Raw genomic sequence first — 13,080 nt, forward strand, 5'->3', positions numbered from 1 at the left:
CCCCTTCTTAAGGGGGATTTAGGGGGATCTCCGAGGAATAAATAGTTTTAACCCAAGCGTATTGACCCATATCCAGTCAGTCATTCCCAATTATTCAATTCTTCAATAGTATGGTTTTCTCGTCGATATACGCTTGGGTTAAGCTCGATCCCCCCTAACCCCCCTTCCCAAGGGGGGGACAAGAAATATTCTCAAAGTCCCCCTTCTTAAGGGGGATTTAGGGGGATCTCCGAGGAATAAATAGTTTTAACCCAAGCGTATTGACCCATATCCAGTAAGTCATTCCCAATTCTTCAATTCTTCAATAGTATGGTTTTCCCGATCGCCCCTCACCTGTTCTCCCAACCGCTGACAACTATCATCCCTGTCGCACTTTTGCTGCTGCAATTGCCCGCCGCAGCCCTTCTTATGTCGCGTTTGATTAAAGGCCCATCGCGCATCCCGCCCCTGGAACCCGATGCGCCGACGCTGGATTTGTTAGGTTCTTGTACTGCGGTAGTACCGACTTTGAACGAAGCCGATCGCATTTCGCCTTGTTTGGAAGGATTAAGCCGCCAAAGTTACGAACTCCGAGAGGCGATCGTAGTTGACAGCTATTCGGTAGACGGAACCGGAGATTTAGTCAAAGCCGCCGCACAAAAAGACCCCCGGTTTCGGTTGATTAACGACGATCCGCTGCCGGCGGGTTGGGTAGGGCGTCCCTGGGCGCTGAATGCGGGTTTTTTGGCAAGTTCCGAGAAGTGCGAGTGGATTTTGGGGATAGATGCGGATACTGTGCCGCATCCGGGTTTGATTGCAAGTTTACTCAAAACGGCGAAAGCTGGAAATTACGATTTGATTTCGCTGTCGCCGCAGTTTATCCTCAAGTATCCGGGGGAGTTGTGGCTGCAACCTGCTTTGTTAATGACTTTGGTTTATCGGTTCGGGCCGACGGGGACTGGCGGGGATGTGCCGGAACGGGTGATGGCGAACGGTCAGTGTTTCCTCTGTAAGCGCGAGGTTTTGGTGGCTTTAGGGGGCTATGAAGTCGCAAAAGGTTCTTTTTGCGATGATGTGACTCTGGCTCGCTATGCGGCTGCTAAGGGCTTTAAGGTGGGCTTTTTGGATGGGGCAAAAGTGTTGAAGGTGCGGATGTATGAGGGGGCGATCGAGACTTGGAACGAATGGGGGCGATCGCTGGATTTGAAAGATGCTGCTTCGGGCGCTCAAATTTGGGGCGATTTGTGGCTGTTGCTGGCGGTTCAAGGTTTGCCGGTACCGATTGTGTTGTGCTATTTGCTGTTTGGTTCGCTGCCTGCTGTTGGCGTATTTCCGCACTTTTGGCTGTGGGGATTGAATGTATTTTTGGTTGCAGTGCGATCGGCTTTGTGTTTGGCGATCGCACCTTCCTACGATACAACTGGGGCATCGGGTAAATGGCTGTTTTGGCTGTCACCTTTAGCCGATCCGCTGGCGTTTTTGCGAATTCTAATTTCTGCTTTAAATCAGCCTACTCAGTGGCGCGGCAGGAAGTATGAATAATCCTTAAATTTTGGCTACACCTTTTAAAATTGGTAGAAGTGCGATCGCTCTTTTGGATCGAATGGGCGATCGTACTTTTCTTGATTTCCTAAATCAACCGGAAATTAGCGGATGTAACCATCGCCCAATTAATTGTAGTCAACTCGGGACACGGCAATGCCGTTTCCCTACCCCAAAATAATCATGAACCCAATCGAATGATGTAACCATCGCCCAATTAATTGTAGGGACACGGCAGTGCCGTGTCCTGATGGCTCGAATGCAGTCACCAACCGCTGTGGCTATATGAACTACCCACCAATCTTACAAGAAAGAGCTACTATTAAGAGCCGTTGGATTCAGATTATAAACCACTCCCAAGTAGTCATTCCCAGATTTGATCGCCGTTGATAATACAGCACTTGCACCATCTAAAACCACACTAACTGACTCAAAAGTTAGTTGACTGAAAGCGACATCAATTAACTTGATTTTATCGTCCGAAGTGAAGTCAGTAATCAGATCGGCTTGAGATAGTTCCGTAGCCGTATCTTGCAATACAAAGATATCATTCCCTGCGCCACCTGTGAGGATATCCAAACCGGAATCGCCATTCAGGAGATCGTTACCCGCACCGCCTGATAAGATATCATCTTGCTTGCCACCGCGCAGGGTATCATCGCCATCACCACCTAGCAGGATATCGTTATCATTATTGCCACTAAGAAAATCATTGCCAATACCACCCGCGATCGAATCTGAACCTTTGCCGCCAAATAGTTCGTCGTTACCTCCTTCACCTAGTAAAGTATCTTCTCCTTGATTCCCAAAATAGGTGTTTGGGAAGTCTAATCCCCTCAAAGAATCGTTGCCGGCAAGGGCAAATACGCTTAAGCCTAATGCTGCTGCTGGGAAGCTGGTATCGTTGCCATCTGTTAGCAGGTAAACATCTCCTAATCGGGTGTTTTCTGGTAAACCCGATCGCACGTTACTTGATACCGATGGTTTTGGCGTAGCAATTGCTATTTGTACTTCCGGTGTCGGTGTCGGTGTCGGTGTCGGTGTCGGTGTTGGTGTAGGAGTTGTGACTGGTGTAGGAGTTGTGACTGGTATAGGAGTTGTGACTGGTGTTGGCGTTGTGACTGGTGTTGGTGTTGTGACTACAGGTGTTGGTGTTGTGACTACGGGTATTGGCGTTGTGACTACGGGTGTTGGCGTTGTGACTACAGGTGTTGGTGTTGGAGTTACAGGGTTATTACCACCAGTCAAAATTTGTTCATCTAACGCCGCACCCGTGTTTTCTGCAACTAGAGAATCGAGGGTTTTTTGACCGGCACCAAATGCTTTAAAGTCTTCAGTAGTTGCACCTAAAGTAACTTTTTGGACGACAGCTACTTGTTTTTGCAGTTGTGTCAGATCGGTATTAGTCGCGATCGCCTCTACAATACGTTGATTAGATGCTGCTATTACCTGCGCTAATGCTGGTGCCGCCACTAATATCTCTTGGGCGTTAAAATTAGGATCGATCGCTTTCACCCCATCGCCCACCTTGCCGATTAAAGCGGCCACTTCTTCGGATTTGGTGAAATCTAACGTTTCTCCGGTGAGGATGCGATCGGCGATCACGCTAACTATTTCCTTGACAGCATCACCCATAGTTAGATTACTTGCACCTTCAATTAATCCCGCTGTTTGAGTGATCGAGTTTTGGGCTACAAGCATCGCCGTTAATACCGCTTTACCACCCGGTTGTTGCTCTAGGGTAGCGGCGATCGGATCGACATAATTAATCGGGATATCGCTGGGAATACCGAAAGCATTGGTGACTTTGGCATTGGCTTCATTGACGCTTAAACCGCGATCGGCTAATTCAGCTACAATGCTAGTCAGTAAAGTAATTACTTCTGCATCGGGTGTCGCTTTGAGCGGAGTTTCTAGAGGTAAACCCGTACCGATGTCGGTGCCGCCAAAAGCGGCTAAATTACCTTCACTGGGATCGAGTTTGCCGTTATTATTAGTGTCAAAAGTGTCCGAAGTAATATCAAAATCAAATGCGCCGTTACCGTCAGTTGTGCCTTTGGGTTCGTTCGGATCGGCGATGCCATTTTTGTTAGCATCAAAGAAGACATTCGCACCGGCAATATAGTCGTCAATTACAAAACCGCCAAAAGCGTAACTTTTGAACCGGATCATTTCGCTAACACTGGCACCAGACGAATCCGTTCCTGTGATCTTCATCCAGTAGTCAAATTTCTGCGGGCGAGTCGCACCGAGCTCAATTTTGCGAGTTGCGGGATTGAAAGTTAACCATGAAGGGAGAGGAATCTCAGGAAAACTTAACCCATTTACTGGCTGACGATAGGAACCGCGATTTAGATCGGTTTTCCATGTAAACGCCGACTCCTTCAACGCCTTGAAATCTGCCAGGGCGATCGAATAATTAATGCTGTCGCCCGGATCGGGGTCAGTATCGGTGTTTGCAGCCAAGGTAAACACATTGCCAGTTTGAGAAAAACCTAGTGCTCCACTTTGCGAAAAGGCAGAAAGATTTACAACTGGGGGATTGTTCTTATTCGTTGGTGTGGGAGTTACTGGCGTTGGTGTTGGCGTTACTGGCGTTGGCGTGGGAGTTACTGGCGTTGGCGTGGGAGTTACTGGCGTTGGTGTTGGCGTGACTGGCGTTGTCGTGTTGAGCAGGATGGAGGCGGTGCTGCTGTTCCCGTTCGCCACAGCTAAGTCTGGTTTCCCGTCGCCGTTGATGTCGCCGATGGTGACGGATCTGGGGTCAAGACCAGTAGGGAAGTCAACTTTGGTGGCAAAAGTGGGGGTGGTGGCGTTGGTGGCGGTAGTATTGAGCAGGAGCGAGGCGGTTTCGTTGTCTAAGTTCCCCACAACGCTGTCTAAGTTCGCCACAGCTAAGTCTGGTTTCCCGTCGGCGTTGATGTCGCCGATGCTGACGATGACGGGGCCATTGCCAGTAGCGAAGTCAACTTTGGGGGAGAAGGTGGGGGTAGTGGCTCCGGTGGCGGTGGTATTGAGCAGGATGGAGGCGGTGTTGCTGTTCCTGTTCGCCACAGCTAAGTCTGGTTTCCCGTCGCCGTTGATGTCGCCGATGCTGGTGGATCTGGGGCTACTGCCAGTAGCGAAGGTAACTTGGGGGGCGAAAGTGGGGCTGGTGGCTCCCGTGGCGGTAGCGTTGAGCAGGATGGAGGCAGTGTTGTTGTCGGCGTTTCCCACAGCTAAGTCTGGTTTCCCGTCGCCGTTGAAGTCGCCGATGCTGGTGGAAGCGGGACGATCGCCAGTAGCGAAGGTGACTTGGGTGGCGAAAGTGGGGCTGGTGGCTCCGGTGGCAGTGGTATTGAGCAGGATGGAGACGGTTTTGCTGTTCCAGTTCGCCACAGCTAAGTCTGGTTTCCCATCGCCGTTGATGTCGCCGATGCTGATGGATTCGGGGCTACTGCCAGTAGCGAAGGTAACTTGGGGGGCAAAAGTGGAGGTAGTGGCGTTGGTGGCGGTAGTATTGAGCAGGATCGAGGCGGTGTTGCTGTTGTAGTTCGCCACAGCTAAGTCTGGTTTCCCGTCGCCGTTGATGTCGCCGATGCTGACGGATCTGGGGTTAGTGCCAGTTGTGAAGTCTACTTTGGTGGCGAAGGTGGGGGTGGTGGCGAAGGTGGGGGTGGTGTTGAGGAAGATCGAGGCGCTGCTGCCGCCGTAATTCGCCGTTGCTAAGTCTGGTTTCCCGTCGGCGTTGATGTCGCCGATGCTGACGGATTCGGGGCCAGTGTCAGTAGGGAAGTCTACCTTGGGGGCGAAGCTGAGCACGCCGCTGTAGGTTTTGAGGGTGGTTTCTGTCAGAGCAAGTTTGGGCTTTTGGCTCGATGGGGGGATGAGTTGCGGAATGTCCCAGGTGCCACCAAGTTCCCAATTACCTGTAGGTTGGGAGTTAGCGGCGATGTTTGCGCCTGTGAGTTGGTGGAGTTGAGTCAGGAATTGCTGCCCGGATTTCCCGGCTGCTATGTTACAGCCATACAAGATGATGCTGGCGTTGGCTGTCAGGGCGTTTCGCCACTGTTGCAACTGTTGGCTGTAGTTTTCGATGTTGTTGCTGTTGAGTTCTGTCGTGCCTAAGTAAATCTTGCCGGGGCTACCGTGGGTGATGATGTGGAGGGTTTCGATGCCTTGATGCTGAGCGAGGATTGTGGTGATTTGCTCGATCGCATTTACCTTGTTTTTGAGAATGTAGGTGGCCGTATCTGGTTTGATGCCTTGGATTATGCGATCGCACTCGGGTATTGTGGGGTCAAGGATAACTATTTCTTTTTGTGCGTTGCTAGTGCAACCAACCAAGGGAAGAAAAAAATGTTTGTTGGGATTAATTTTAACTAGAGTTGTCATCTGCTTTTGGTTCCAGTAGATTGCGTTGGTGTTGAGCTGCAAAGGCTCTGTAGCCCGATTTGAGTTAGGAGGCGGTAATTCTACCAGGTGGCAGATGACACGCTAGATTTTTAACTACTAGAAATTTAGCAGGGTTCGAGTGTACTGTCAGTGGTTGAGCTTCTTCTTTACAAAACCTTTATATTTATGGGGTTATTTTAAAGAATTATAAAAAGTCGAAGTCGGGGCGAGTTTATGAGAGTATTGATTTTAGGCAATTATTGTAGGTAAAACCCGCCCCTTGTATATCTAAAGAGGTAGATTGGGATTTGACGTGTTCGTGGGGGCGGGTTTACGAGATTGTACGTTTTAGGCAATTATTGTCGGTAAAACCCGCCCATACGGGAATAAAGATTTTATAGATTCTAGGAATAATGACGATCGCACAAATTTCAACACAGCCCAAGAACATGATATTTTTGGCGATCGCGAGTTTCCATCTTGGTTAACTCAACAACAAATCAGCCTCGCTTGCACTACCTATCAAACCAACAGGTTAATGTTAATCGGTGCTGTGCCAGAAACCAACAGAATATCGGCATTTTGGCGAATATTCGATCGCGCAATGGGGCTTTACTGCACGTCGGAACGCCTTTATTTAAGTTCAAAATATCAACTCTGGCAATTAGATAATGTCTTAGAATCCGGGAAATTATACCAAGGATACGATAAATTATATATACCAAGAATCGGTTATACTACAGGAGATATCGACATTCACGATATCGCAGTCGATAAAAATAATCAAATCATTTTTATTAGCACTTTGTTTAATTGTATCGCTACTTTGAGCGATCGCCACAGTTGCAAACCTTTATGGAAACCAGTTTTTATCTCACAATATATAAATGAAGACCGCTGTCACCTCAACGGTTTGGCAATGGTAGCGGGGGAGGCGAAATATGTCACGGCGTCGAGTCAGTCGGATGTGGTTGATGGCTGGCGCGATCGCCGAAAAAATGGCGGTATAGTTATTGATATTGAATCCAATGATATCATTGCCACAGGATTGTCAATGCCGCACTCACCCCGCTGGTATCAAGACAAATTGTGGGTACTGAATTCGGGGCGGGGAGAATTTGGTTATGTGGATTTAGATACAGGGAAATTTGAGGCAATTACGTTTTGTCCGGGATATGTCCGAGGACTAGCATTTTGGCAAAATTGGGCCATTGTTGGACTCTCCAAACCCAGAGGCGGCGACAACACTTTTAGCGGCTTAGAATTGGATGAGTTGTTGGTAACAAAGGATGCTGAGCCTCGCTGTGGTATGATGGTGATTGATTTGACTACGGGGGCGATCGTTCACTGGTTGCGGTTTGAAGGAATTGTCACGGAACTCTATGATGTGCAGGTGATTCCTCAAGTACAAAAGCCTATGGCTGTAGGTTTTCAGACTGAAGAAATTGCTCAGTTAATTACTTTGGAACTTTAACCGCAGATGGTGGCGGATGTACGCGGATTAACGCAGATAAATAATGTTGACAGGATTTACCCACGGGTGTAAAAGAAAGTATTTAAGCGGGATTTGGTATTACTCAAAAATCGCCCCATCTAAGCTTGTTTTTCTTAAGTCTGTTCTCGCTAAGTTTGCACCTCTTAAGTCAGCACCGATCAAACAAGTATTGCTTAAATCTGCATAACTCATATCGGCACCTTTGAGATTAGCATCAGATAAATTTGCTCCTGATAAATTCGCCCTCACAAGTTGCGATTTACTCAAATTGCTGCCACTCAAATTTGCGGATTGCATCTGTGCGGTCATTAAGTTGGCTTTGCTTAAATTAGTGCCGCTGAGGTTAGCCAAATTCAATTTAGCATAACTCAAATCAATGTTTTCCAAGCAAAGTTCGCTCAACTGCGCGCATCGCAAGTTAGCATTAATAAAAAACCTGTCTCCAATCGCATAACGGCGCAGCAATTCGTCAACTTCGAGCCGAATTAAAACTGGTTCGCAAGTATTTTGGTAGCACCACGATGTCTCCAGCAAACTAGCGGCTGCTTCAATTGCTACCTTGTCGGATTTAGGTAGCACCAAACTATTGCATCCATCCCATTCACCGTTGAGCATGAATGCCATCTCAGAAGCTGCTGCAATTGAGTCGCACAGCAAAACGGTTTCTGGTTTGGGTTGCAGCCAATTCATTAAGGCGATCGAGCTTTTGTTTTTCACTGTTGATTCAGGGTTTGTGCGTCTTTCTTAATTATAGGTAAAAATATTGAAAACAGTATGCACAAATTCGCTGCGGCTTCAAAGAATGAATTAATTGTGTTTGGTGCAGCCAGACCAGGATACCGCGATGCAGAAGTTGCTCGGTGGATTGAATTTATGCAGGGGCATAATATCAAGCAAGTTTGCTGCTTGCTTGCTCAGACCCAACTCATCCGCTACACTGATTTACTGGGAACGTATCGGAACATCTTTGGGTGCGATCGAGTTTGCTGGGCGCCGATTGCAGATTTTGAATTGGTCGATCGCGATATTTTAATCGATCGCATATTGCCGTTCTTGGCATCTGCAAATAGCAAAGGCGAACGGGTGGTAGTTCACTGTTCTGGGGGGATCGGACGTACAGGGCAGGTTTTGGCTGCTTGGTTGGTCAGCGGGCGGGGATTGTCTGACAAACAGGCGATCGCAGCAGTAAAAAAAACTGGCAGAAATCCCTATGAAGCTGCGATCGCAGCTTGTTTGAAAGGTCGAAACCCCTGGCTCGTCGTTAAAGAACTTAATGCTCTCTTAGATGATTGTCGCCTTGCTGCGAGAAATAACACATAGCACTATAGCAATTTTTAATGTCTTGAAATGGGTAAGGTGCGCACTGCGCACCCTACGGTCAAAGTTCTGGGGATTAGTCTTAGATATAGCCGAAGGCAAAAGGCTGAGGGCATTCGTCAGAAATTAAGAAAAATTTAGAATTTGATAATTTTCCTTGTTTGTGAGTTTGAACCAACAAAATCTTTCTGACTAATGACTAATGACTAATGACTAATAACTAATGACTAACAACTAATGACTAACAACTAATCAGTTGTACTAACGTGGTCGATTCTCTCTAATTGCCAGAGAATTTGGTTGCCTTCGCGCCGCACGCGAGAAACAACCCAATTTCGCCAAACCCAGTTGTCTCCGCGACTGGTGACAGCGCTAGCATTTACATCCATCAAATCAGCCAGTTCAGAACTGGTAATCAAGTAGCCTTTAGTCGCAACCTCGTCGGCTATGTGCAAGGTTTCGATGAGGTTTCGGAGTTCCTGAACCCTCACCTCGCGGGGCAAGTTCTCCAGGGTATCGGCAGTTGAATCCATCATGGCAGCATTGGAGATGAGAAGGTCAGAAGTTATGACATAGGATTCTATCGTTTTGTTACCCGTTGCGTCCGTTTCTTCCAAAACAATTGTGTTTTCCGAACCAAGGGGCGCTGTCCCCGCGCCCGCGCCGGCAAAAGTGCCCGCCTTAGTTCCGTTTGCTTTTGGTTCCTGCTGTTGCAGTTCGGGGGTGAGATTGTGAGAGAATTTGCGGGCGATTTCATCGCACCTGTCGTTGTAGAAGTCGCCGGAGTGGCCGCGGACGTGTTCCCATTTGACTTGCTGGGAATTCAGCTTGTCTAGCAGGTGCCAGAGGTCTTGGTTGACGACATCTTTGCCCGTCGAGGTTTTCCAGCCTTTATTTTTCCAGCCTTGAATCCATTTGGTAATGCCGTTTTTAACGTATTCGCTGTCGGTGTAAAGGGTGACTGGTTCGGTTTGACCGGAATGGGCAAAAAATTCGAGGGCAGCGACCGCAGCCTGCATTTCCATGCGGTTGTTGGTGGTTTGGGGGTCTGCACCCCCAAGTTCGTGACACTTGCCGTCGGCGAAGCAAACTACTGCACCCCAGCCGCCGGGCCCCGGGTTGCCGGAACAAGCGCCGTCTGTGTAGAGGCTTTTGATTTTGGGACTTGTCATGAGCGAATTAATTGGTTATTTAGAGGTAAGTTGTTTGCAAGTGCCATAATTAAGGCAATTGAGATAGTTTTACTTGCTGCTATGAAAAATGCCCACTTAAAGATTAAAAAGGTCGCGCTATTTATTTGTCCGTTTTCTTTGTTAATTTTTAACACTTTCGCGCAAGCACAACCAATAGTGCCTGCTGCTGACGGTACGGGTACTGCTGTCACCCGCAGCGGCAACCGCTACGATATCAACGGTGGCAGTTTGTCGGGAGACGGGGCAAATCTTTTTCACAGTTTTAGCCAGTTCGGCTTGAATGAAGGTCAAATTGCTAATTTTTTGACTAATTCGGCTATTCAAAATATATTAGGTCGAATTTCTGGCGACGCTTCGCTAATTAACGGTTTAATTACTGTGACGGGCGGCAATTCTAATCTGTTTCTAATTAATCCTGCGGGGATTGTGTTTGGCCCGAACGCGAGTTTGAACGTGCCGGCGGCTTTTACTGCAACTACTGCTACTGGTGTCGGTTTTGGTTCTAATTGGTTTAATGCTGCGGGTACAAATAATTTTAGCACCTTGGTTGGTACGCCAAATGCTTTTTATTTTGGTGCGGGTGTACCGGGAAGTATTGTTAATGCTGGCAATTTAGCTGTGACTCCGGGGCAAAATTTGGCTTTGCTTGGCGGTACGGTTGTTAGTACGGGGCAGTTGTCGGCCCCTGGCGGGCAAATTACTGTGGCTGCTGTTGGGGGAGATAATGTTCTCCGCATCAGTCAACCGGGGCATTTGTTGAGTTTGGAAGTAGCAACGGGCGGGAATTTGGGGAATTCTCAACAGACTTTGAATCCTGTTTCTTTGCCGCAGTTGCTGACAGGTACGGGGCAAAATCAGGCGGCGGGTGTTGCGGTTGCTGGGGACGGTTCTGTGCGGCTTGTGGGTTCTGGTTTGCAGGTGAATTCTGGGGATGTGGCGATTGCTGCTAATGTGTCTGAGTTTCCGCAATTGAATGCGGGAAGTGCGAATTTACGGGCTGCGGGAAATCTCACGCTAGCGGGCACTAGGCTGCAAACTGCGGGGGATTTAAATTTGCAGGCCGGGGATGCGGTGCGGGTCAGGGACAGCGCCCAGAATCCGTTTTTGGCGCTCTCTGGGGGGAATTTAGACATTCGGGGCGATCGCGCGATCGACATTCTCACTCAAAATGCGATCGGCGGCTTGTCTCTTCCCGCGCAATTCCAAAGCGGCGGGAATTTGAGTTTAGTTAGCAACGGCGTTATTTCGGGGGATTCTCACTTTGCTTCGGGGGGCAATTTTTCGGTTCGGAATCTGTCTGGAATGCCGGGCAATTTTGTCAGTTTATTTGACCCGATTATCAGTTCGGAAAGAGATGTTTTGTTGGGAGATTATACGGGTGTTTCGCTGAAAGTGGAGGCGAAGGGGAGTATTTTTGGCGGGGATATTACAATTACCGGGCCCGATCTGGCATTGCCTGGTGAAAATGTGAATCCCGACGATCCCGATATTGCTATTTTAACCAGAAGTCCGGCTTTAATTCTGCGCGCTGGAGTGGCAAATTTGGCAAATCCGCTTAATATTTCTACTGAGGATGCAGCTTTCCCTTTGGCGCAGCTTTTTCCCAGAAGTCTGATTTCTGTTGAAAATATTTCGGCTGGCGGGCCTGTGATTTTGTCGGCAGCGGGAAATGTGGCAACTAGAGATATTAACGGCGGTCAAATTAGTCTCGAAAGCAGGGAAGGGGCTGTGATAGTTGGGGGCAGATTGATATCGGGATCGACGATTGATATTCAAGCTCTCAACAATATTATCTTGACAAGTGACATTTCTCGTGCTGATATCAACGGCAATATTACTCTGAATACGACAGGGGGTAATATAGTAACGGGTGCGATCGATACTGGGAATTCTGGGGCGATCGATCTGAGAGCTTCTGGTAATGTGAATTTTGGGAATTTGCAGGGATCTAAAGTTGATATTGTCAGTGACTCCGGGGAATTGGGAGTTTTGAGCGATCCGAATTTTATAGTCCCCAATACTGCCCCAGTCAATATTGCAGCAACTGAAAATATCAGTTTGACAGCTTCTAGGGGCTTAACGGTAGGCAATCTCAATGCTGCGACTGTAAGTGCTAGCAGCAATGGGAGTGTTAATACGGGTGCGATCGCTACTACCGGAGATGTCAGAATTTTAGCCCGACAGCTAATCAACACAGGGATAATAACTGTTAATCCTGTCGCCACAAATCCAGTTAATCAGATTCCCACAGTAAATCTGGATGCCCAAACTAATATTAATGTTGCATCGATTAACGCTGGCACTGGCACTATTGCTTTGAGAGCATCCAGCGATTTAACTACAGGGAGTTTGCAAGGGGGAGCAGTTGCAGTCAATAGCGATGGGGGAAATATTGCGATCGGCAATACTTCGTCAACAGGAAATGTGAATTTGACAGCTTCTGGCAATGTAAATTCAGGAAATTTGCAGGGAGTGGAAGTTTCTGTCAATAGTAATTCGGGAAGTATTCAAACTACAAATGCTACCGCTACAAATGTCAGTTTGACAGCATCTGGCGATGTCAATGCCGGAAATTTGGGGGGAGGTTCGGTTGATGTTAACAGCAGTTCGGGGAATGTTATCGTTGCTGACATTGAGACAGTAGGAAATATCAATTTTAGAGCGGCGCAAAACGTGACTGCGGGTAATTTGCGGGGATTTGGAGTTGATTTGACTAGCAGCAGCGGAAATGTCAGCACTGGCAATATTAATGCTGTGGAAGTTGTGGGAATTTTAGCTGGAGGGCAAATCAGAACTGGGGAAATAAATGTTAATCTTTTTGGAAGAGGTCGCAGTTCTACAGTAAATGTTAGCGCTCAAAATGATATTAGCATTGCATCGGTGATTGCTCCGGGCGGTAGGGTTGAGATCGCAACTCCGGGTTTAGTTCAAGTGACGGATACTTTTGACCAAAACGGCACTCCTGTTAGCATCTCGACTCTTGGCGGCACTCAACCCGGTACAGTTACGATCGCCCACGGCGGCGGCGATGTCAATCCGCCGACGGCTTTTGCGGTGGGAGATGCGACGGCTAACGGGACTGCTGGGGCGATCGCCAGTAATGCTTCGGGTACTATTACTCAGGGGCAATCTTTCATAAATTCTTACACTCAGGGCAATAGTGCGATCGTCACTACAAAT

At 48.0% G+C, this 13,080-nt stretch carries 7 protein-coding genes; 4 read left to right on the forward strand and 3 right to left on the reverse strand.

Features of this window, described 5'->3' with window-relative positions; all coding sequences use genetic code 11:
- The first annotated feature begins 309 nt into the window (after positions 1 to 309).
- Positions 310 to 1,521 (forward strand): 2'-O-glycosyltransferase CruG, encoded by a 1,212-nt coding sequence (cruG, locus tag QUB70_RS02980; RefSeq protein WP_332978246.1) that lies wholly within the window; start codon positions 310 to 312, stop codon positions 1,519 to 1,521.
- A gap of 303 nt (positions 1,522 to 1,824) precedes the next feature.
- Here the strand turns inward: cruG and QUB70_RS02985 are convergent, their stop codons facing one another.
- The gene (locus QUB70_RS02985; RefSeq protein ID WP_332978247.1) at positions 1,825 to 5,895 is read right to left on the reverse strand and encodes an FG-GAP-like repeat-containing protein; all 4,071 of its coding nucleotides are present in this window, start codon (positions 5,893 to 5,895) and stop codon (positions 1,825 to 1,827) included.
- A 454-nt stretch (positions 5,896 to 6,349) separates the two neighbouring features.
- On the opposite strand from QUB70_RS02985, the gene QUB70_RS02990 reads away from it, so the two are divergent.
- Positions 6,350 to 7,369 carry a TIGR03032 family protein gene (locus QUB70_RS02990; RefSeq protein WP_332978262.1) on the forward strand — a complete coding sequence of 340 codons (1,020 nt, stop codon included), beginning with the start codon at positions 6,350 to 6,352 and terminating at the stop codon, positions 7,367 to 7,369.
- Between the two features lie 99 nt (positions 7,370 to 7,468).
- Here the strand turns inward: QUB70_RS02990 and QUB70_RS02995 are convergent, their stop codons facing one another.
- Entirely contained in the window at positions 7,469 to 8,107 is a 639-nt protein-coding gene (locus QUB70_RS02995; protein WP_332978248.1) for a pentapeptide repeat-containing protein, read from the reverse strand.
- Positions 8,108 to 8,164: 57 nt separating this feature from the next.
- Between QUB70_RS02995 and QUB70_RS03000 the strand changes: the two genes are divergently transcribed.
- Positions 8,165 to 8,710, forward strand: a complete 546-nt coding sequence (locus QUB70_RS03000; RefSeq protein WP_332978249.1) for a protein-tyrosine phosphatase family protein — start codon at positions 8,165 to 8,167, stop codon at positions 8,708 to 8,710.
- Between the two features lie 245 nt (positions 8,711 to 8,955).
- Here the strand turns inward: QUB70_RS03000 and rnhA are convergent, their stop codons facing one another.
- Positions 8,956 to 9,879 carry a ribonuclease HI gene (gene rnhA / locus QUB70_RS03005; RefSeq protein WP_332978250.1) on the reverse strand — a complete coding sequence of 308 codons (924 nt, stop codon included), beginning with the start codon at positions 9,877 to 9,879 and terminating at the stop codon, positions 8,956 to 8,958.
- 81 nt (positions 9,880 to 9,960) lie between these two features.
- Here rnhA and QUB70_RS03010 point away from each other — a divergent pair.
- Positions 9,961 to 13,080: beta strand repeat-containing protein (locus QUB70_RS03010; protein ID WP_332978251.1), on the forward strand; the 3,120-nt coding region annotated here is incomplete at its 3' end.

It is taken from the genome of Microcoleus sp. A003_D6 (genome assembly GCF_036702825.1).
Taxonomy (GTDB): domain Bacteria; phylum Cyanobacteriota; class Cyanobacteriia; order Cyanobacteriales; family Microcoleaceae; genus Microcoleus.